This is a genomic window from Pseudomonas sp. SJZ080 (genome assembly GCF_007828295.1).
Classification (GTDB): Bacteria; Pseudomonadota; Gammaproteobacteria; order Pseudomonadales; family Pseudomonadaceae; genus Aquipseudomonas; species Aquipseudomonas migulae_A.
Window position 1 is genome coordinate 11,837 of record NZ_VIUK01000004.1, and the last position, 20,928, is coordinate 32,764.

Consider the following 20,928-nt stretch of genomic DNA (forward strand, 5'->3'; position numbering starts at 1 on the left):
ATAAGCCTTCCACGCCCGCAACCAAACACTGATTTATGCCTCGATCTCGGAGCTTTCAGAGGTGGAAAGCTCCATTTGACCCTGGTTGATCACCTCTTCCACGCTAAAGTCCACGCGCGAGCGTTCGTAGTAGCTGATCAGCCTCGACAGGCTTTCCTCCGAGAGCGGGTTGTTTCTCAGCGTGATGTTTTCTGCTACCTCCACGGGTAACTCCATCAGGTCGCTGGGCACTTCGGTGATTGCATTGGTGCTCAGGTCAGCCCAGTCCAGGTCCGTCAGTTGCAGCAGGCCATTGGGTATTTCTGTGAGACCGGTGTCATTGAGCAGAACCGTGGCCAGGCCCGGCATCTGACTCAGATCGGGCGTGTATCCGAGAGCGTTGTACCCCAGGTCGAGATAGTCGAGCAGTTCCATTCCGGCCAGCGCGCTGACCGATTCTGCTGACAAACTGACGCGGCAGTTGGGAAGCGACAGAGACCTCAGTCGACCCATCTTGAACACCGCTTGCGGAATATTGCCGAGGTAGTAGTCACGCAGCCTCAGGCTCTTCAGGTTGGGGAAGGACTCCAGGAAACGCCCGATGCGCGTAACGCCACCAACACTTTGCAGCTCTAGCGCTGACACATGACTGAAGTCGGCGCTGATTGTCGGCAGTTCCCCATTGATGGGGTAATTGATGGCCAGTTCAAACGTTGGCTCAAGTGCATCATTGAAATCATCCAGTTCGGTCTCGTGTCGCCAGCACCGCTCCAGCGCATCCTTGAACGCGTCGCGGTTTGCTTGCTCGGCAAACAATTGGAAAGCATTGAACGGTTCGCCCGTCACCGGATGAAGCGGCGGCAAATCGGCTGTCCAGGCAGACAGATCATTGCTCAACCGGGCAAGTTCTGCTTCCAGCAAGGTCAGCTCTGCCCGGCCATTTTCCAGAGTGCCAGGCAGTTCGTAGACGAACTCGCTGGCCTGCTCGATTTCCATATGCGGATAGAGCGCCCTGACTCGCTCGATATCCGCCTCGGGGGCATAGACGCCCAAATCGTAGGAGGTTTCGAGGTAGTGAAGTTTGACGAGTTGCCGTGCGCTTGCGGTCAGCGGGTTGTGCGAAAGGTGCACGCCTCGTTTGTCACATATCGGACTCTCGAACAGCTCGGGAGACAGTTCGGTGATGTTGTTGTTTGTCAGCATGAGGGTGTCGAGCGTCGGGTGGTGCAGGGCGGTACCGGGAATTCCCGTCAGGCCGGTTTCGCTCAAATCCAGGTGCACGAGCTCAGGGAGTGAGTCGATATCGGGGGCTGTTTCGAAAGGATTGCGAAACAGGTCCAGCATCACCAGTTTTTTCAATGAGGACAGTTTTGACCAGGCGACGGCGTCAAACCTGATGCGGCATTCGTTGAGCACCAATGCATCCAGGTTTGTCATTGTCGGGATGGCGTCGGGCAGTGTGGTCAGGGAGAAACGGCGCAAGTCGAGGCGACGCAGATGCGTGAAGCGTGACAGAAAACCGTGAATGCCTTGTTCCGCATGATGGCCTTCGAGGGCAAGCATTGAGACGTGGCTGAAGTCGGCGCTCAGAACGGGCAGCTCGCCGAGAATCGGCTCCTCGAACCTCAGTACATAACGTTCATTGCTTCCAGGAAAGTCCAGGTCCCGGGGGGATTGACGACGCCAGCTGCGCTGGATTTCCTGAGCCAACAGGCGACGATTGTGCTGTTGGGCCTGGCGTTGCAGGTCGCTCAGTGGAAGCCCGGTCTCGGGGTGCAGTTGGGGGGAGGCATTTACCCAGGCTTCCAGCTCTACATGCAGGCGCTCGAGTTCCCGGCTGAGACGGGAAAGCTCTACGCGAGCGCCATCTGGGTGGCGTTGCAAATGCGCGACGACGGACTGGAGTTCCTCGGTGTTCAGGCTCGGATACACCTCGCGAACCCTGTCATTGAGGGTCGGCATCGGGCCGGCATTGCGACTGTACCCCTGCGTACCTCCGGGCAGGCGCATGGTCGTCGGATCATAGAACGGTTTCCGATGGGGATGTTTTACAAGCAGTGTGCGCAACTCCGGTTTGCTCAGCGCGTGCTCGGCAATCCGTTGTTTGAATGTCGGGCCGTCGTCGATTGAAAGACCCAGCGCGTTCCGTTCGGCGTCCGGTAACGCCGTGAGGATGGCTCGATAAAAGTCGCCAGCCAATGCCGCATTCTCGTAGACCTGATAAGTGCCGTCCTGCGCGTGCACCACTGTCCTGAGAGTGGGCGCGTCGGTCTGGCCAATGCTGTCGCGCAAGGTCCCGTCATGGGAATACTCCCTGACCTCGATGCGCAAATCAGCAGGCCAGCCGGGCAGCGACTCTAGGCTGTGCAGTGCCAGACGATGGGTGTCTGTCGTGTCCATGTCCTCGATGTAAAACCCTTCGTAAGCTCTGGCGACGCGTACCGCCTCCATGGCTTTGAGTGCCACGTCCTTGAGACGCTGAGGCACGCGGCCGTCGTGCAGTTGCATCAGCTCGGTGCCGGTGGTGTTGCTCACCAGTTCTTGCGCAATGTCTGTCGGTAAGCCGGGTGCTTCGCCGAGCAGGAGTTGAACCTGCGGATCATCGGTTTTTTCCTGTTCGCGGTAGCGCGATTCGAACAGCGACTTGCGCTGGTTCAAGGCTTGATAGCGTTCGGGATGGTCGCTGCCGGTTTGCTCGACCAGGGCCTGAATGTCCCGGTCGATTTTGAAACGTTTGATCGTGTCGGTCAGCAGCGAGGGCGGGCGGAGGTTCTCGACGTGCATTTCGCGCAACACATTGTCGTGGAAGCCACTGATCTGCAGGATTTGCTCGCGCTCGGCACCGCTGAATGATTCGACGCTGTAGCCGAGGCGGCGCAGCACGGTTTCCCGGTCCCACATCAGGGGCTGGTCCAATGCGGTCTGCCAGGCGCCATGCTGGTTGTGTCGCAGGGGAGGCTGGTAAGCATCATCGCGCTTCGGATGCTCGATCTGGAATTGACCGGTCTCGCTATCCGGTTTGACGCGATAGAGCGTGTCTTCGAGGCGCAGCAGCGTTTTGCCCTCATGTTGATACAGGCCCAGATGATCGGGTCTGGCTTGCGGAGGCAACGCGACGGATTGCTCGTAAGGCGCGAGATCCGGTCTCCAGTATCGGGTTTTGCCCACGGTTGGCTGGATGGCTTTCAATGGCGCGATCAACTCCAGCGTTTCGCGCGACAGGAGGCGGTTGAACGCACCGGCCGCCATGGCACCGCCCACGGCGAAGGTTCCGAGCTGAACCACGGTCTCGACGATCGACATCAGCTGTTCGAAGGCTTCTGTTTTCAGGCCTTCGGCCCAATCGATGATGCCTTCGAAGGTTTCGTCGAGCACTTGGTAGGCCATGTAGGCCAGCATCAATTCACCCAGGAACGGAACAAAAGGCAGGGCCACGAACGACGCCACTTCAAGAATCGTTTTGGCGACACGACTGAAGGCGTCCCACGCCGCCCATCGCGCGGTTCGGTCGGCACTGGCGGTCGAGACCGCGACGGAGCGCGCGTCATTGAGGATCTTGTTCAGTTGCTGTTGATAGAGGTAAGTCCACAGGCCGGCTTTTATCGGAGTCACCGCGAACTGCAGGTTGGGCTTGTCGATGGGCGTGTCGCGCCAGCTCGGCAGTGGATCGCCATGCTGGTGTTCATGCCAGGTCACGGTACTGAGCCGGCGGTTGAGGTCGGCGAAAAAGTAACCCCTTTGCGGGTGGTCGACGAAGCGGCTGAAGAATGTCTGGTAGGCGGGCGAGCGCAGTTTGCGGGTCAGGTCTGTCATGAACGACAGGGTGTCGGGGTACTGTTTGAGCGGATGTTCCGGATCGTCGGGAATGTAAACAATGATCCGCGATGCTTGCGATCTGAGTTCAAGCTTCGGCGCGAAAATGACGATGCCGGTCAGCAATGAGGACATCATGCTCAAGTCATTACAGTGCAGCCGCCAGTTGTCCAGCCACACGTTTTCGTGGCCCTCGACGATGTCGAGAATCGAGCGATACGCATCGATCGGCACATCTTTGCGGGCAAGAGCCAGTTGCAGTGCGGATCGAAGGGCAGCCTTGTGCGTCGCAATGACGCCCGCCTTCAACACCGCGCCTGCGACCGGATTGGTAAACCCCAGATTGTCTTTGAGGTAAGTCTCGTACTGAGCGCCGATATCCAGTTCCCTGCACAACCTTGTGAAGCCCTGAATGGAGAGTCGGCGCTTGATCGCCGGCAATGTATCGAACTGTCCCGTGGGCGAAGGTTGGGTGATGAACGTCGAGGCTGACTCATAAGCATTCGCCTCGGTCTCCGAATCCTGAAAATTGTGCAGCGCCGCGTCGAGCAGTGAAACCGTCCAGGTGCGCGCAGCACCGGTTTTGATCGGGAACCATGGGATCGTTTGCGGGATGTACAGGCGCAGGAAGGTCGTCTTGACGTCCAGGTCCAGGCCGAAGCGGGTTTTCAGCGCGTCACGCAGAAGCGGTTCGGCAAACTCCTGGGCGTTCTGCAGGTTATCCAGCATTGATTCCAGTCGATTGCGCTGGACAAGGTGTGTCGCGCTGGCGGTTTTTAGTGCCAGGTGTTGCTGGCGGGTCGCCGTAGCGTGCCAGTCAGGTACTTCAATGCGGGCGCTTTTCAGTGCCATGCGTGTTGCGGGTGATGCTTTCAAGACCCAATCGGGCAGATTGTTGAACGCATGCTGGAAATGCGCGTCTGGCTGAGCAATAAGCTCGGGTTCATGCTGAATCATTGCGCTAGTCCCTTAGCGTCTGGATGGAAGCCAAGGAAAACAGACGATGACGCATGACGTGCGGTACATATTTACCGCACCGGTCGACAAGCCTGCCTGTAACCTGTGCCGCCGGTTTAAACTGCGCCTTTGCGACGGTATATGTCGCATTGCCGTAAACCCGGGAAAATCCGGGGTTTGCGCTATAAGAAGTTGTCGCTTGGCGGCAAGGCCGGGCTGAAAACTGTCCTTACAATCCTCACCAAGCTCGCCAGTTTCAGGCGAGTGTTCCTCTTCAGGAGACTCCGATGTCCGTTGAGCACGCTGCGGTAGAACGCGCCGATTTCGACCAGGTAATGGTTCCCAACTATTCGCCAGCCGCTTTCATTCCTGTGCGTGGCGCCGGTTCCCGCGTTTGGGACCAGTCTGGTCGCGAGCTGATCGACTTCGCCGGCGGGATTGCCGTAAACGTATTGGGTCATGCACACCCTGCGCTGGTCGCTGCCTTGACCGAACAGGCAAACAAGCTGTGGCACGTTTCCAACGTGTTCACCAATGAGCCGGCCCTGCGCCTGGCGCATAAGCTGATCAACGCGACCTTTGCCGAGCGTGCGTTCTTCTGCAACTCCGGCGCCGAAGCCAACGAGGCCGCTTTCAAGCTGGCCCGTCGTGTCGGTTTCGATCGGTTCGGCAGCGAGAAGTATGAAATCATCGCCGCGCTCAACAGCTTCCACGGCCGTACCCTGTTCACCGTGAACGTCGGTGGCCAGTCGAAGTATTCCGACGGTTTCGGTCCGAAAATCACTGGCATCACCCATGTGCCCTACAACGATCTGGCCGCGCTCAAAGCCGCCATTTCCGACAAGACCTGCGCTGTGGTCCTGGAACCGATCCAGGGCGAGAGCGGTGTGATCCCGGCCGAGCTCCAATACCTGCAAGGCGCCCGTGACCTCTGCACCGCGCACAACGCGCTGCTGATCTTCGACGAAGTGCAGACTGGCATGGGCCGTACCGGCAAGTTGTTCGCCTACCAGCAATACGGCGTGGTCCCGGACATCCTGACCAGCGCGAAGAGCCTGGGCGGCGGTTTCCCGATCGCGGCGATGCTGACCACCGAAGACCTGGCCAAGCACTTGGTCGTCGGCACCCACGGCACCACGTACGGCGGCAACCCGCTGGCGTGTGCAGTCGCCGAAGCGGTAATTGACGTGATCAACACCCCTGAAGTGCTGGCTGGCGTCAAGGCCAAGCACGACAAGTTCAAGGCGCGCCTGGAACAGATCGGCGAAAAATACGGCCTGTTCACCAAGGTCCGCGGCATGGGCCTGTTGATCGGTTGTGTGCTGAGCGATGCCTGGAAAGGCAAGGCCAAGGACATCTTCAACGCTGCCGAACGTGAAGGCCTGATGGTGCTGCAAGCCGGCCCGGACGTGGTGCGTTTTGCGCCAAGCCTGGTGGTGGAAGATGCGGACATCGACGAAGGTCTGGACCGTTTCGAACGCGCTGCGGCGAAACTGACACAAGCCTGATAGACCCTTCGACGCCTGATGATTTCAGGCGTCGAACCCAATTTTTATGCCGGGTTCGCCCTGACGCATTCCCCCTGTAGGAGCCGGCTTGCTGGCGATGAGGCCCGAAAGCCTTGCGGCGATCAACCGGTCGCATCGCCAGCAAGCCGGCTCCTACAAAGGTGTTTCAGCGCCAACCCGGTTTTTTTCCCACGTCGACCAAACGGGTCGACTTGTTTCTGATTAAGGAGTGACACCATGCTGGTGATGCGCCCCGCGCAAATGGCTGATCTGGGCGAGGTACAGCGTCTGGCTGCGGACAGCCCGATTGGTGTCACTTCCTTGCCGGATGACGTTGAACGCCTGAGCGACAAGATTGCCGCGAGCGAAGCCTCGTTCGCCGCTGAAGTGAGCTTCAACGGTGAGGAGAGTTATTTCTTCGTCCTCGAAGACACCGCCACCGGAAAACTGGTGGGCTGTTCGGCCATCGTGGCGTCGGCCGGTTATTCGGAGCCGTTCTACAGTTTCCGCAATGAAACCTTCGTGCACGCTTCCCGTGAACTGAAGATTCATAACAAGATTCACGTGCTCTCCCAGTGCCACGACCTGACCGGCAACAGCTTGCTGACCAGTTTCTACGTGCAGCGCGAGCTGGTGGGATCGCCTTGGGCCGAGCTCAATTCCCGTGGCCGCTTGCTGTTCGTGGCCAGCCATCCGGAGCGCTTTGCCGATTCCGTGGTGACCGAGATCGTCGGTTACAGCGACGAAAATGGCGACTCGCCGTTCTGGGACGCCATTGGTCGCAACTTCTTCGACCTTAACTACGCTGAAGCCGAGCGCCTGTGCGGTCTGAAGAGCCGGACGTTTCTCGCCGAGCTGATGCCGCATTACCCGATCTACGTGCCGCTGCTGCCGGACTCCGCGCAAGAGGCGATGGGCCAGGTGCACCCTCGGGCGCAGATCACTTTCGACATACTGATGCGCGAAGGCTTCGAGACCGATCACTACATCGACATTTTCGACGGTGGCCCGACCCTGCATGCGCGTGTTTCGGGGATCCGTTCGATCGCCCAGAGCCGTGTAGTCCCGGTGAAAATCGGCGAGCCGGTCAAGGGCGCCGGTCGTCAGTACTTGGTGGCCAACGCCCAGTTGCAGGATTACCGCGCCGTGTTGCTCGAGCTCGATTACGCGCCGGGCAAACCCGTGACCCTGGACCTGGAAGCAGCCGAAGCCCTGGGCGTCGGTGAAGGTGCGAGCGTGCGCCTGGTGGCGGTTTAACGACTGCTTTTAATGCTTGAAAAGCAGAGAGTTTCGCGGGTGGCGCAAGCGGCCCGTTTGAGGAGATAGCATGATCGTTCGTCCCGTACGCAGCAGCGATTTACCCGCTCTGATCGACCTGGCCCGCAGCACCGGCACCGGCCTGACCACCTTGCCGGCCAACGAAGAACGTCTGGCCCATCGGGTCGGCTGGGCCGAGAAGACCTTTCGCGGCGAAGCCGGGCGGGGCGACGCGGATTACCTGTTCGTGCTCGAAGACGACGACGGCCGCGTGGTGGGGATTTCCGCCATTGCCGGCGCCGTTGGCTTGCGTGAGCCTTGGTACAACTTCCGGGTCGGCCTCACGGTCAGCGCTTCGCAAGAGCTGAACATCTATCGCGAAATCCCGACGCTGTTCCTGGCCAACGACCTGACCGGCAACTCTGAATTGTGCTCGCTGTTCCTGCACGCCGATTACCGCACGGGCCTCAACGGCCGCATGTTGTCCAAGGCGCGAATGCTGTTCATCGCCGAGTTCCCGCAATTGTTCGGCAACAAGATCATTGCCGAAATGCGCGGTGTCTCCGACGAAGCAGGGCGTTCGCCGTTCTGGGAAAGCCTGGGCCGACACTTTTTCAAAATGGAATTCAGCCAGGCCGATTACCTGACGGGCGTGGGCAACAAGGCGTTCATCGCCGAACTGATGCCGAAATTTCCGCTGTACACCTGCTTCCTGTCGCCGGATGCGCGTAACGTGATCGGTCAGGTTCACCCGGACACCGAGCCGGCGCTGGCCATGCTCAAGAGCGAAGGTTTCAGCTATCAGGGCTACGTCGACATTTTCGACGCCGGCCCGGCCATCGAATGCGAAACCGGCAAGATCCGCGCTGTGCGAGACAGTCAGGCGCTGGTGTTGGCCGTTGGCACGCCGGGTGACGACGCCACGCCATTCATCATTCACAACCGCAAGCGCGAAGACTGCCGGATCACTGCCGCTCCCGCACGTCTTGCCGCCGGTACGCTGGTGGTCGATCCGCTGACCGCCAAACGTCTTCAACTCAACGCCGGCGATCAGGTTCGCGCCGTTCCGTTGTCTGCTGCTCGGGAGTCGAAATAATGAATTCGCTATACATCGCAGGTGAATGGCTGGCCGGTCAGGGCGAAGCCTTCCAGTCGCTGAACCCGGTGACCCAGCAAGTGCTGTGGGCCGGCGAGGGCGCTACCGCCGCTCAGGTTGAATCGGCCGTGCAAGCTGCGCGTCAGGCGTTTCCGGCCTGGGCCCGTCGCACCCTGGATGAACGCATCACCGTGCTGGAGGCTTTTGCCGCAGCGCTGAAAAACAACGCTGACGAGCTGGCGCGTTGCATCGGTGAAGAAACCGGTAAACCGCTGTGGGAATCGGCGACTGAAGTGACCAGCATGGTCAACAAGATTGCGATCTCGGTGCAGAGCTACCGTGAACGCACCGGCGAGAAGAGCGGCCCGCTGGGCGACGCCACCGCCGTGTTGCGCCACAAGCCACACGGCGTGGTCGCGGTGTTCGGTCCTTACAACTTCCCGGGCCACTTGCCCAACGGCCACATCGTGCCGGCACTGCTGGCCGGTAACAGCGTGCTGTTCAAGCCGAGTGAGCTGACCCCGAAAGTCGCCGAGCTGACGGTCAAGTGCTGGATCGAAGCCGGTCTGCCGGCAGGCGTGTTGAACCTGCTGCAAGGCGCTCGCGAAACCGGTATCGCCCTGGCGGCGAATCCGGGCATCGACGGTTTGTTCTTCACCGGTTCGAGCCGCACCGGCAATCATCTGCACCAGCAGTTCGCCGGTCATCCGGACAAGATCCTCGCGCTGGAGATGGGCGGTAACAATCCGCTGGTGGTCGACGAAGTGGCTGATCTTGATGCTGCGGTTTACACCATCATTCAGTCGGCGTTCATCTCCGCCGGTCAGCGTTGCACCTGTGCCCGCCGCTTGCTGGTGCCGCAAGGCGCCTGGGGCGACACGTTGCTGGAACGCCTGGTGGAGGTCAGTTCGACCATTGAAGTCGGAGCCTTCGATAAGCAACCGGTACCATTCATGGGCTCGGTGATTTCCTTGGGCGCTGCCAAAGCCCTGATGGATGCGCAGGAGCAGTTGCTGGCCAATGGCGCCGTAGCGCTGCTGGAAATGACTCAGCCTCAGGCACAAGCCGCGTTGCTGACCCCCGGCATCCTGGACGTGACGGCCGTGGTCGATCGCCCTGATGAAGAGCTGTTCGGTCCATTGCTGCAAGTGATCCGCTACGCTGACTTTGAGGCGGCGATCGCAGAAGCCAACGACACCCAATATGGTCTGGCAGCCGGTTTGTTGTCCGATTCCCAAGCGCGTTATCAGCAGTTCTGGCTGGAAAGCCGTGCCGGTATCGTCAACTGGAACAAACAGCTGACCGGTGCAGCGAGCAGCGCACCGTTCGGCGGCATCGGCGCCTCGGGCAACCATCGCGCCAGCGCCTATTACGCGGCAGATTACTGCGCGTACCCGGTGGCTTCGCTGGAAACGCCGAGTCTGACGTTGCCAGCGGCCCTTACGCCTGGCGTGAAGATGGCGTGATGCCCAATCGCGGGCAAGTCGAATCGTCGCACCGCCGCTCCCACAGGATTTGCATCGGACACAAAGTGTATGAACACCTCCGAACCTGTGTGAGCCGGGCTTGCCCGCGATGGCTGCGACTCGGTCGCACTGAACAGTTAGTTACTGATGCCTATAACAACAGATTCTCGTGGAGCCTCGCTGATGAAATCCTATGAAGTCAATTTTGACGGTCTAGTGGGGCCGACCCATAACTACGGCGGCCTGTCCTACGGCAACGTCGCGTCCCAGAGCAACAGCCAGCAGTCTTCGAACCCGAAGGAAGCCGCGCTGCAAGGCCTGGCGAAAATGAAAGCGCTGATGGAAATGGGCTTTCAGCAAGGCGTGCTGGCCCCGCAAGAGCGTCCTGATGTCGCTGCCTTGCGTCGACTGGGTTTCAGCGGCACCGACGCGCAAGTGATCGAGCGAGCCGCCAAAGACGCGATGCCGTTGCTGGTCGCCAGCTGCTCGGCCTCGAGCATGTGGGTGGCCAATGCCGCCACGGTCAGCCCGAGTGCCGACACCGCCGATGGTCGCGTGCATTTCACCGCCGCCAATCTCAACTGCAAATACCACCGCAGCATCGAGCACCCGACCACCAGTCGCGTGCTGGGCGCGATGTTCGCTGACCAGAAACACTTCGCTCACCATGCCGCGTTGCCGGCCGTGGCGCAGTTCGGTGATGAAGGCGCGGCCAACCACACCCGTTTCTGCCGTGAATACGGTGAAGCCGGCGTCGAGTTCTTTGTGTTCGGTCGCAGCGCGTTCGACACCCGCTACCCGGCACCGCAGAAATACCCGGCGCGCCAGACCCTCGAAGCCTCGCAAGCCGTTGCCCGTCTGCACGGCCTGAGCGATGACGGCGTGGTCTTTGCCCAGCAGAACCCGTTGGTGATCGATCAGGGCGTGTTCCACAACGACGTGATCGCGGTGGGTAACGGCGAAGTGCTGTTCTATCACGAGGACGCGTTCCTCGACACCGACCAGATGCTGGCCGAGCTGCAAGGCAAGCTCGCCAAGGTCGGCGGGAAATTCCAGTCGATCTGCGTTCCGCGTTCTGCGGTCACCGTGGAAGACGCGGTGCGTTCCTACCTGTTCAACAGCCAGCTGCTGTCGCGTCCTGATGGCTCGATGCTGTTGATCGTGCCGGAAGAATGCCGTGGCAACGATCGCGTCTGGCAGTACCTGCAAAGCCTGACCAGTTCTGGCGGCCTGATCCGCGAAGTCAAAGTGTTTGATTTGAAGCAAAGCATGCAGAACGGCGGTGGCCCGGCATGCCTGCGTTTGCGCGTCGCCCTCAACGAAACCGAACTGGCGGCCGTCAACCCAGGGGTTATCATGACGGCACCGTTGTACGGCACGCTGACCGAATGGGTCGACAAGCACTACCGCGACCGCATGACCGAAAACGATCTCGCGGACCCGCAATTGCTGCTTGAGTGCCGGACGGCACTGGATGAACTGACGCAAATCCTTAAACTGGGCGCGGTTTATCCATTCCAGATCAATTGAAAGCCGAGAGCGTAAACACATGAGCGATACCCTGCAGCTGATCCTTGAAGACACCGACGGCACGCAACTGGAAACGTCCTGCACCCGCGTCGCGGTCATTTGGCAAGGCAAAGAGCTGTGGATTCAGCACGACGGCCGCGGCCAACTGCTGATCGGCGTGGACGTCGAAGAAGGTGACGCTGAATACGCAAACCTGCTGCTGCGCCCATTGGCGACTAATCTGGTAAGTCTGCAACTGGAAATGGAGCCGGCTGAAGTCGGTGACGAAGACCACGTGCACGGCCCGGATTGCGCACACGACCACTAAGGAAACCGCTCTATGCTCGCCCTCGGCAAATTGCTTGAACTGACCCTCGCCGGCCGCGAACCGGCGGAGAAGACTCAACTGACTGTCGAAGGCGTGCGGATGCGATGGTTGAGCGAAGGTGCGCTGGAAGTCCGGCCACCTGAAGCTCGGGACAACGGCCTGGACCTGCTGCTGTCAGCCGGCATCCATGGCAACGAAACAGCGCCGATCGAGTTGCTTGATCGCCTGTTGCACGACATCGCCCGCGGTGATTTGAAGCCGCGCGCACGCATTCTGTTCCTGTTCGGCAACCCGGAGGCGATTCGCAAAGGCGAGCGCTTCGTCGAGCAGGACGTCAACCGGCTGTTCAACGGCCGTCACGAACAAACCAGCGGTTCCGAAGCCCTGCGCGCCTGTGAACTGGAGCGGCTGGCGGCCAGTTTCTTCAGCCTGCCGGATCGTGAACGCCTGCACTACGACCTGCACACAGCGATTCGCGGCTCGAAAATCGAGCAATTTGCCCTTTATCCGTGGAAAGAAGATCGCCAGCATTCCCGTCAGGAACTGGCTCGCCTGCGTGCTGCCGGTATGGAAGCGGTGCTGTTGCAAAACAAGCCGTCCATCGTTTTCAGTTCCTACACCTACGACAAGCTCGGCGCCGAGTCTTTCACCCTGGAGTTGGGCAAGGCGCGGCCATTCGGGCAGAACGACGGCGTCAACGTCTCCCTGCTGGAAACCCGCCTTAAACAGATCATCGAAGGCACCGAGCCGGAACTGACCGAAGCGGCGCTGGATGGGTTGCAGCTGTTCAGCGTGGCGCGGGAAATCATCAAGCACAGCGACAGCTTCCGCCTGAATCTGCCGGCGGACATCGAAAACTTTTCGGAACTGGAAGTGGGTTATCTGCTGGCCGAAGACATCGCCCAGACTCGCTGGATCATCGAGGAAGAGGGCGCCCGGATCATCTTCCCGAACCCCAAGGTGAAAAATGGCCTGCGTGCCGGGATCCTGATCGTGCCGACCACCGACGAAAACCTCGCCTGAATATGAAACCTTTGTAGGCGCCGGCTTGCTGGCGATAGCCATCGAACAGTCACATCTTCAGCGACTGTTCGGCCGCCATCGCCAGCAAGCCGGCTCCTACAGGGTTTGCGTTTAGACGGCTACCGCGCGGTGTTCGCTGCGACGCAACACACGCATCTTCTGCAACGTATCCGCACACGTCTTCGCCGCTTCCTGACCCTTATGCACGAAATGCTCGAAGAAGAACTTCTGGTGCTCTTCGCCGGCATGGAAGTGGTGCGGGGTCAACACCACCGAGAACACCGGCACTTCGGTTTCCAGCTGAACCTGCATCAGGCCGCTGATCACCGATTGGGCGACGAACTCGTGACGGTAGATCCCGCCGTCAACCACCAGGCCAGCGGCAACAATGCCGGCATAACGACCGGATTTGGCCAGCAGTTTGGCGTGCAGTGGAATTTCAAAGGCGCCGCCGACTTCGAAGAAATCAATCTCCGACTCCTGATAACCCTGGGCAATCATTTCGGCGACGAAGCCCTTACGGCTCTGATCGACGATTTCCTTGTGCCAGCAGGCCTGGATGAACGCAACGCGCTCGCCCTGATGGTTTTTGCTTTTGCTGTCGATTGCGGTGGGTTGCATGTTCTGACTCCTGTTTATGTAAAAAACAGGGCATATGAATCGAATGGGATTTAAGGGTACGCACGCTCGCACGAATGCCCGCGGACGGCCCTTTGGCGCCAATCCCGTTCTCTCTTCATCCGGACTATGACCGTCGGCCCCGGGATCACACCGGGTCTGCTGACCTTGTCGCCAGTCACCGCCGAAGCCGTGCTGTCGCCAAGCGCTCGCGGGCTATGCGCATTGCGCGCAATTACCGCCGGTGGGGAGTTGCACCCCGCCCTGAGAACGTTTTGCCGTCAGATTGTCTGGCGGCGCAGCGTTTTTAACACATATTTCCTGGCCGTGCATGGCCAAAGTCGACGCGAAACCCTGTGGGAGCGGGCTTGCTCGCGAAGGTGGTGTGTCAGTCGACAAGATTGTGAATGACACATCACCTTCGCGAGCAGGCCCGCTCCCACAGGGATTTAGACGTATTTTCCTCGTCCAAGGGTTGATTATTCGTCGCCATGACCGCAGTAATTCCATCCTGAACGGGATTTCCCCCTGCTTACCGAGGCCAGATTCATGAGCGTTATCGATCTACGCAGCGACACCGTCACCCAACCGACCTCAGGGATGCTCCACGCGATGGCCAACGCAGCCACCGGTGACGACGTCTACGGCGAAGATCCGACCGTCAATCGACTGGAAGCCGAACTTGCCAATCGACTGGGTTTTGCCGCGGCGCTGTTCGTTCCGACAGGCACCATGAGCAACCTGCTGGGCCTGATGGCCCACTGCGAACGCGGTGATGAGTACATCGTCGGCCAGCAGGCCCACACCTATAAGTACGAAGGTGGCGGTGCGGCGGTGCTCGGATCGATCCAGCCTCAGCCGCTGGAAGTGCAGGCCGATGGCTCGCTGGATCTTTCGCAGGTCGCCGCAGCGATCAAGCCGGACGACTTCCATTTCGCTCGTACCCGCTTGCTGGCGCTGGAAAACACCATGCAGGGCAAGGTTCTGCCGCTGGAATACCTGGCCCGGGCCCGCAACTTCACCCGTGAACACGGTCTGGCCCTGCACCTGGACGGCGCTCGGCTGTATAACGCCGCCGTCAAACTGGGTGTCGATGCCCGTGAAATCACGCAGTATTTCGATTCGGTCTCGGTCTGCCTGTCCAAAGGCCTGGGCGCGCCGATCGGTTCGGTGCTGTGCGGCTCGGTGGAGCTGATCGGCAAGGCACGACGCCTGCGCAAGATGGTCGGCGGCGGCATGCGCCAGGCCGGTATTCTGGCAGCGGCAGCTTTGTATGCCCTGGATAAAAACATTCACCGTCTGGCCGATGACCACGCCAATGCACAGTTTTTGGCCGATGGGTTACGCAAGGCCGGTTACAGCGTCGAGCCGGTGCAGACCAACATGGTTTATGTGCAAATGGGCGATAAGGCCGAGGCGATCAAAGCCTTTGCCGCCGAGCGCGGGATCAAGTTGAGCGCTGCCAGTCGCCTTAGAATGGTCACGCATATGGACGTCAGTCGCGCGCAAATCGAGAAAGTCGTCGCGACATTCGTCGAGTTTTCGCGCAACTGACCGCGTTAGCCGTCCAATTGACCGTTTCTATCGTATAAACACGCTGTACCCCGCGCGCAGGGCCGATATAATGCGGCCCTTTGCCGTCGCTTCGTCTGTTGACGTTTCGCACAGGCCTTTGGCCGCAGCCTCCGTGGAAGAACCTAATGAAAAGCGCAGAAATCCGTGAAGCCTTCCTTCGCTTCTTCGAAGAGCAAGGCCACACCCGTGTAGCCTCCAGCTCTTTGATTCCGGGCAACGACCCAACCCTGCTGTTCACTAACGCGGGGATGAACCAGTTCAAGGACTGCTTCCTGGGCCAGGAAAAGCGCGCGTACACCCGCGCCGTCTCCAGCCAGAAATGCGTGCGCGCCGGCGGCAAGCACAACGACCTGGAAAACGTCGGTTATACCGCCCGTCACCACACTTTCTTCGAAATGCTGGGCAACTTCAGCTTCGGTGATTACTTCAAGCGTGATGCGATCACCTACGCCTGGAACTTCCTGACCTCCGACAAGTGGCTGAACCTGCCGAAAGAAAAGCTCTGGGTCACCGTCTACGCCAGCGATGACGAGGCTTACGACATCTGGACCAAGGAAATCGGCGTTCCAGCCGAGCGCATGGTTCGCATCGGCGACAACAAAGGCGCGCCTTACGCGTCCGACAACTTCTGGACCATGGGCGATACCGGCCCGTGCGGTCCTTGCACCGAGATTTTCTACGATCACGGCGCCGACATCTGGGGCGGCCCACCAGGCTCGCCGGAAGAAGACGGCGACCGCTACATCGAAATCTGGAACAACGTGTTCATGCAGTTCAACCGCACCGCCGACGGCGTGTTGCACCCGCTGCCAGCACCGTCGGTCGACACCGGCATGGGCCTGGAGCGGATCAGTGCCGTGTTGCAGCACGTTCACTCGAACTATGAAATCGACCTGTTCCAGAGCCTGCTGAACGCATCGGCCAAGGCCATCGGCTGCACCAACGACGCTCAGGCTTCCCTGAAAGTCGTGGCCGACCACATTCGTTCCTGCGGTTTCCTGATTGCCGACGGTGTGCTGCCTTCCAACGAAGGCCGCGGCTACGTGCTGCGCCGGATCATCCGTCGCGCCTGCCGTCACGGCAACAAACTGGGCGCCAAGGGCAGCTTCTTCTACCAGATCGTTGCGGCCCTGGTCGCCGAAATGGGCGAAGCGTTCCCTGAGCTGAAATCCCAGCAAGCGCACATCGAGCGCGTGCTGAAAGCCGAAGAAGAGCAGTTCTCCAAGACCCTGGAACATGGCCTGAAGATTCTCGAGCAGGATCTGGCCGAGCTCAAAGGCGACGTGGTGCCGGGCGACGTGGTGTTCAAACTCTACGACACCTACGGTTTCCCGATGGACCTGACCGGCGACATCGCGCGCGAGCGCAGCCTGACCATCGACGAAGAAGGCTTCGAGCGCGAAATGGAAGCCCAGCGCGTCCGTGCCCGTTCCGCCAGTTCCTTCGGCATGGACTACAACAGCCTGGTCAAGGTTGACGTGGCCACCGAATTCACCGGTTACAAAGCCACCAGCGGTTCGGCGAAAGTCGTTGCTCTCTATAAAGACGGGCAGTCGGTCGACGTCCTGAGCGAAGGCGAAGAGGGCGTGGTCGTTCTCGATCAGACCCCGTTCTACGCTGAGTCCGGCGGTCAGATCGGCGATTGCGGTTATCTGCAATCGAGCAGCGGCCGTTTCGACGTGCGTGACACCACCAAAACCGGCGGCGCATTCCTGCACCACGGCGTACTGGCTTCGGGCAGCCTGCTGATCGGCGCTCCGGTGGAAACCCACGTTGAAGCCGACGTACGTCACGCGACGTCGCTGAACCACTCGGCCACTCACCTGCTGCACGCCGCGCTGCGTAAAGTGCTGGGCGACCACGTTCAGCAGAAAGGCTCACTGGTCGACAGTCAGCGCCTGCGCTTCGACTTCAGCCACTTCGAGGCCATCAAGCCTGAACAACTGAAAGCGCTGGAAGACATCGTCAACGCCGAGATTCGCAAGAACTCCGCCGTTGAAACCGAAGAAACCGACATCGAAACCGCCAAGAAGAAAGGCGCGATGGCGCTGTTTGGCGAGAAGTACGGCGACAATGTGCGCGTGCTGAGCATGGGCGGCGATTTCTCCGTCGAACTGTGTGGCGGCATCCACGCCAACCGTACCGGCGACATCGGCCTGCTGAAAATCATCAGCGAAGGCGGCGTGGCTTCCGGTGTGCGTCGTATCGAAGCGGTCACCGGCGCGGCCGCGCTGGCATACTTGAACGCTGCCGAAGAACAACTCAAGGAAGCGGCCAACCTGGTCAAGGGCAGTCGCGACAACCTGATCGACAAGCTGTCGGCTGTGCTGGAGCGCAACCGTCTGCTGGAGAAGCAACTCGAGCAGTTGCAAGCCAAGGCGGCCAGCGCGGCGGGCGACGATCTGTCGGCCTCTGCCCTGGACGTCAAAGGCGTGAAAGTGCTGGCCGTGCGTCTGGACGGTCAGGACGCCAAGGCGCTGCTGGCGCTGGTCGATCAACTGAAAAACAAACTCGGCCGCGCAGTGATCCTGCTCGGCAGTGTCCATGAGGAAAAGGTCGTTCTGGTTGCAGGCGTAACCAAAGACCTGACTGGCCAACTCAAAGCCGGTGATTTGATGAAGCAAGCCGCTGCGGCAGTGGGCGGGAAGGGCGGTGGTCGTCCGGACATGGCGCAGGGCGGTGGTACTGACGCTGGCGCACTGGATGCCGCATTGGCCCTGACCGTTCCATTTGTAGAGCAGGGTTTATAAGGCAGTGTGTCCGGCTCGCGGTCTAGTGGCGGGCCGGAACGCTGTTTGAGTGATAATTTGGGCGCCCTTCATGGGCAGAGGCGGCTTTGAAATGGCTTTGATCGTACAGAAATTTGGAGGCACCTCGGTCGGCACTGTCGAGAGAATCGAGCAGGTCGCCGACAAGGTTAAGAAATTCCGCGATGCCGGCGATGACCTGGTGGTTGTGCTGTCTGCAATGAGCGGCGAAACCAACCGTCTGATCGATCTGGCCAAGCAAATCAGTGGCGACGGCCAACCGGTTCCGCGTGAGCTGGATGTGATTGTCTCCACTGGTGAGCAGGTGACGATTGCCCTGCTGGCCATGGCGCTGATCAAGCGCGGTGTGCCAGCGGTGTCCTACACCGGCAACCAGGTGCGGATTCTGACGGACAGCGCACACAATAAAGCGCGTATCTTGCAGATTGATGACCAGAAGATTCGTGGTGATCTGAAAGCAGGTCGTGTGGTGGTTGTCGCCGGTTTCCAGGGCGTCGACGAGCACGGCAACATCACCACCCTCGGTCGTGGCGGTTCCGACACCACCGGCGTGGCGCTGGCGGCGGCCTTGAAGGCTGACGAATGCCAGATCTACACCGATGTCGACGGCGTCTACACCACCGACCCGCGTGTGGTGTCCGTGGCTCAGCGCCTGGACAAGATCACCTTCGAAGAGATGCTGGAAATGGCCAGCCTCGGTTCCAAGGTGTTGCAGATCCGTGCGGTGGAATTCGCCGGCAAGTACAACGTTCCGCTGCGCGTACTGCACAGCTTCAAGGAGGGTCCGGGCACCCTCATTACTATTGATGAAGAGGAAACCATGGAACAGCCGATCATTTCCGGCATCGCTTTCAACCGCGATGAAGCCAAGCTGACCATCCGTGGCGTGCCAGACACCCCGGGCGTTGCATTCAAGATTCTCGGCCCGATCAGCGCCGCGAACATCGAAGTCGACATGATCGTGCAGAACGTTGCGCACGATAACACCACCGACTTCACCTTCACCGTGCACCGCAATGACTTCCAGGCCGCGCAAACCGTGCTGGAAAACACTGCTCGCGAGATCGGTGCCCGTGAAGTCGTTGGCGACATCAAGATCGCCAAGGTCTCGATCGTCGGTGTCGGCATGCGCTCCCACGCAGGCGTAGCCAGCCGCATGTTCGAATCCCTGGCGAAAGAAAGCATCAACATCCAGATGATCTCGACCTCGGAAATCAAAGTCTCCGTGGTGATCGAAGAGAAGTACCTGGAACTGGCTGTGCGCGCTCTGCACACGGCTTTCGAACTGGACGCGCCGGCCCGACAGGGCGAGTGATGCGTTAGCCGAAGGGCGCGGTCTGACCGCGCCCTTTTGTTTTTTTGAATGGTGTGGCCCGAAGCTGTTCTTTTGCCCGCGCTAGTCAATACTCAGGCATGTAGGGCTGCGACCGTTCAGGTTGTAGGTCGAGTGCCTTTTTTTTGCAGACTGTTGTCCCTGAAATGAAATGCGTGAGGAGAAAGGTATGCTGATTCTGACTCGTCGGTGCGCAGAAAGCCTGATTATTGGTGATGGCGAAATCACCGTGACCGTGCTCGGCGTTAAAGGAAATCAAGTGCGTATCGGTGTCAACGCCCCGAAAGAGGTTGCGGTCCACCGTGAGGAAATTTACCTGCGTATAAAGAAAGAGAAGGACGAAGAACCAAGCCATTAATTTTTATCGTTTTTTATGTTTGCAAACGGGGAAGAAGCTGGTTAATATACGCCCCGTGTTGCGGAGAGCTGGCCGAGTGGCCGAAGGCGCTCCCCTGCTAAGGGAGTACACCTCAAAAGGGTGTCGGGGGTTCGAATCCCCCGTTCTCCGCCATTATTTGCGTAGTACGTTGTAATCTGGCTTCTTCGGTAAGTTGTTGAAATTACTAGAAAAAAGCGCTTTACAAAAAGATTCGACGGCCTATAATGCGCGGCAACAAATGCACTCGTAGCTCAGCTGGATAGAGTACTCGGCTACGAACCGAGCGGTCACAGGTTCGAATCCTGTCGAGTGCACCATTTAAGAGTTGTTTGCAGTAATGTGAGCTACTCTGCTTCAACCAGTTGTGATCTGGTCTAAAAACACAAATTGCACTCGTAGCTCAGCTGGATAGAGTACTCGGCTACGAACCGAGCGGTCACAGGTTCGAATCCTGTCGAGTGCACCAAACACCAAAAAGCCCGCGTTTAACGCGGGCTTTTTGCCGTCTGGGATTTGGCTTTTCCCCGGGTACATCCTTTCTCATCGAACTCGACGTGAGCACTGCGACCCCGCTTGGTGTCGTAACGGTAGCTTGTTGTCGAATTGCGCACCGTGATCTTGTCAGGTTTGCCGAGTGCGCTTTCGACATCCTGCTGACTCATGCCGGCAACCACCCGTTGATTGATGATCGCTTCCCGTCGCTCCCGCGCGTCAATCACGTTCCCGCATTTGTCCTCGGTCTGGCCGACGACCGTCGGCTCCCTCCTTTTGAATTTCATACGTGATGTTTCGAGCGTGTCCGCTTCAGGCATGAGGGCTACCGTACTGCCGGGTGTAAAGGTGCGCACATCCTGGAGTGAAAGGCTGTCACCCGCCGCACAGCTCAATGTGGTGAAGGTAATGCGGCCGTTGGCAGCCTCACATCGGTGAACGGTTGCAGCAAGGGCCTTGAGCGGCAGGCAGAGCAGGGCGATCAGCAAAAAATACTGTGCATTCAAAAGCATCAAACGTCCTCCATGACGGTCTGACTCAAGGGTAGCCGTTACATTTTTCAGCGGCGGTGTGTTTTCTTTTCAGAATGAGTCGTCGCATTTTCATGGATCAGGATGGCGCTCAGGTTTGTCTCGCAAGCGCTTGTTTCAGCCGAGATTTTTTAACGTTTAAAACCGTCGGGCGGTGTATCATTGCGCCCGTCAGCCCCGCCGGGGCTTGTGGAATACCTCCATGGACTTACCCAGTAGTAACTCAGTAAACCGTTTTTCCAATCATGAATTGACTGATTGATCCTTCCGGCGTGCCCCGCTGCTGGGAGTGGAGTT

14 protein-coding genes, 3 tRNA genes and 1 riboswitch are annotated in these 20,928 nt (G+C 59.3%); of the genes, 14 read left to right on the top strand and 3 right to left on the bottom strand.

Features of this window, described 5'->3' with window-relative positions:
- Positions 1–33: 33 nt before the first annotated feature.
- On the bottom strand, positions 34–4,749 hold the full coding sequence (locus tag FBY04_RS07170) for a dermonecrotic toxin domain-containing protein (RefSeq protein ID WP_145314869.1): 4,716 nt from the start codon (positions 4,747–4,749) through the stop codon (positions 34–36).
- A gap of 287 nt (positions 4,750–5,036) precedes the next feature.
- Between FBY04_RS07170 and FBY04_RS07175 the strand changes: the two genes are divergently transcribed.
- The 7 genes from FBY04_RS07175 to astE all read left to right on the top strand — a co-directional run bounded on the left by FBY04_RS07175 (position 5,037) and on the right by astE (position 12,936).
- Complete coding sequence (locus FBY04_RS07175; RefSeq protein WP_084322774.1) at positions 5,037–6,257, top strand: aspartate aminotransferase family protein; 1,221 nt, start codon at positions 5,037–5,039, stop codon at positions 6,255–6,257.
- 237 nt (positions 6,258–6,494) lie between these two features.
- Complete coding sequence (aruF, locus tag FBY04_RS07180) at positions 6,495–7,514, top strand: arginine/ornithine succinyltransferase subunit alpha (RefSeq protein ID WP_025112905.1); 1,020 nt, start codon at positions 6,495–6,497, stop codon at positions 7,512–7,514.
- Between the two features lie 70 nt (positions 7,515–7,584).
- Positions 7,585–8,610 carry an arginine N-succinyltransferase gene (gene astA / locus FBY04_RS07185; protein ID WP_084322775.1) on the top strand — a complete coding sequence of 342 codons (1,026 nt, stop codon included), beginning with the start codon at positions 7,585–7,587 and terminating at the stop codon, positions 8,608–8,610.
- Entirely contained in the window at positions 8,607–10,076 is a 1,470-nt protein-coding gene (astD, locus tag FBY04_RS07190; RefSeq protein WP_178118265.1) for a succinylglutamate-semialdehyde dehydrogenase, read from the top strand. Before astA ends, astD begins: the two co-directional genes overlap by 4 nt.
- Before the next feature lie 183 nt (positions 10,077–10,259).
- The gene (astB, locus tag FBY04_RS07195; RefSeq protein WP_084322777.1) at positions 10,260–11,606 is read left to right on the top strand and encodes an N-succinylarginine dihydrolase; all 1,347 of its coding nucleotides are present in this window, start codon (positions 10,260–10,262) and stop codon (positions 11,604–11,606) included.
- Between the two features lie 19 nt (positions 11,607–11,625).
- Positions 11,626–11,913, top strand: a complete 288-nt coding sequence (locus FBY04_RS07200; RefSeq protein WP_008033108.1) for a hypothetical protein — start codon at positions 11,626–11,628, stop codon at positions 11,911–11,913.
- 12 nt (positions 11,914–11,925) lie between these two features.
- Positions 11,926–12,936: a succinylglutamate desuccinylase gene (gene astE, locus FBY04_RS07205; RefSeq protein ID WP_084322778.1), complete on the top strand. Its 1,011-nt coding sequence runs from the start codon at positions 11,926–11,928 to the stop codon at positions 12,934–12,936.
- Between the two features lie 111 nt (positions 12,937–13,047).
- On the opposite strand, the gene FBY04_RS07210 is transcribed toward astE, so the two are convergent.
- Complete coding sequence (locus FBY04_RS07210) at positions 13,048–13,557, bottom strand: 6,7-dimethyl-8-ribityllumazine synthase (RefSeq protein WP_084322779.1); 510 nt, start codon at positions 13,555–13,557, stop codon at positions 13,048–13,050.
- A gap of 102 nt (positions 13,558–13,659) precedes the next feature.
- Positions 13,660–13,830, bottom strand: a riboswitch (FMN riboswitch).
- 273 nt (positions 13,831–14,103) lie between these two features.
- Between FBY04_RS07210 and ltaE the strand changes: the two genes are divergently transcribed.
- The 7 genes from ltaE (at position 14,104) to FBY04_RS07245 (ending at position 20,075) form a co-directional block, all read left to right on the top strand.
- Positions 14,104–15,108: a low-specificity L-threonine aldolase gene (gene ltaE, locus FBY04_RS07215; protein WP_145314871.1), complete on the top strand. Its 1,005-nt coding sequence runs from the start codon at positions 14,104–14,106 to the stop codon at positions 15,106–15,108.
- Positions 15,109–15,254: 146 nt separating this feature from the next.
- Positions 15,255–17,879 (top strand): alanine--tRNA ligase, encoded by a 2,625-nt coding sequence (alaS, locus tag FBY04_RS07220; protein ID WP_145314872.1) that lies wholly within the window; start codon positions 15,255–15,257, stop codon positions 17,877–17,879.
- A gap of 91 nt (positions 17,880–17,970) precedes the next feature.
- On the top strand, positions 17,971–19,212 hold the full coding sequence (locus FBY04_RS07225; protein WP_031319071.1) for an aspartate kinase: 1,242 nt from the start codon (positions 17,971–17,973) through the stop codon (positions 19,210–19,212).
- A gap of 187 nt (positions 19,213–19,399) precedes the next feature.
- A complete protein-coding gene (csrA, locus tag FBY04_RS07230; protein WP_002554426.1) occupies positions 19,400–19,588 on the top strand; it encodes a carbon storage regulator CsrA in 189 nt (62 codons plus the stop codon).
- Positions 19,589–19,650: 62 nt separating this feature from the next.
- Positions 19,651–19,741, top strand: a tRNA-Ser gene (locus tag FBY04_RS07235).
- 108 nt (positions 19,742–19,849) lie between these two features.
- A tRNA-Arg gene (locus FBY04_RS07240) sits at positions 19,850–19,926 on the top strand.
- Between the two features lie 72 nt (positions 19,927–19,998).
- Positions 19,999–20,075 (top strand) — tRNA-Arg (locus tag FBY04_RS07245).
- Positions 20,076–20,094: 19 nt separating this feature from the next.
- Here FBY04_RS07245 and FBY04_RS07250 read toward each other — a convergent pair.
- Positions 20,095–20,613, bottom strand: a complete 519-nt coding sequence (locus tag FBY04_RS07250; RefSeq protein ID WP_084322782.1) for a cell envelope protein SmpA — start codon at positions 20,611–20,613, stop codon at positions 20,095–20,097.
- Positions 20,614–20,928: the final 315 nt, after the last annotated feature.

Excerpts from the sequence above, each read along its gene's own strand:
- FBY04_RS07170 (WP_145314869.1), bottom strand. The coding sequence starts at position 4,749 with ATGATTCAGCATGAACCCGAGCTTATTGCTCAGCCAGACGCGCATTTC.
- FBY04_RS07175 (WP_084322774.1), top strand. The coding sequence starts at position 5,037 with ATGTCCGTTGAGCACGCTGCGGTAGAACGCGCCGATTTCGACCAGGTA.
- aruF (WP_025112905.1), top strand. The coding sequence starts at position 6,495 with ATGCTGGTGATGCGCCCCGCGCAAATGGCTGATCTGGGCGAGGTACAG.
- astA (WP_084322775.1), top strand. The coding sequence starts at position 7,585 with ATGATCGTTCGTCCCGTACGCAGCAGCGATTTACCCGCTCTGATCGAC.
- astB (WP_084322777.1), top strand. The coding sequence starts at position 10,260 with ATGAAATCCTATGAAGTCAATTTTGACGGTCTAGTGGGGCCGACCCAT.
- FBY04_RS07200 (WP_008033108.1), top strand. The coding sequence starts at position 11,626 with ATGAGCGATACCCTGCAGCTGATCCTTGAAGACACCGACGGCACGCAA.
- astE (WP_084322778.1), top strand. The coding sequence starts at position 11,926 with ATGCTCGCCCTCGGCAAATTGCTTGAACTGACCCTCGCCGGCCGCGAA.
- FBY04_RS07210 (WP_084322779.1), bottom strand. The coding sequence starts at position 13,557 with ATGCAACCCACCGCAATCGACAGCAAAAGCAAAAACCATCAGGGCGAG.
- ltaE (WP_145314871.1), top strand. The coding sequence starts at position 14,104 with ATGAGCGTTATCGATCTACGCAGCGACACCGTCACCCAACCGACCTCA.
- alaS (WP_145314872.1), top strand. The coding sequence starts at position 15,255 with ATGAAAAGCGCAGAAATCCGTGAAGCCTTCCTTCGCTTCTTCGAAGAG.
- FBY04_RS07225 (WP_031319071.1), top strand. The coding sequence starts at position 17,971 with ATGGCTTTGATCGTACAGAAATTTGGAGGCACCTCGGTCGGCACTGTC.
- csrA (WP_002554426.1), top strand. The coding sequence starts at position 19,400 with ATGCTGATTCTGACTCGTCGGTGCGCAGAAAGCCTGATTATTGGTGAT.
- FBY04_RS07250 (WP_084322782.1), bottom strand. The coding sequence starts at position 20,613 with ATGCTTTTGAATGCACAGTATTTTTTGCTGATCGCCCTGCTCTGCCTG.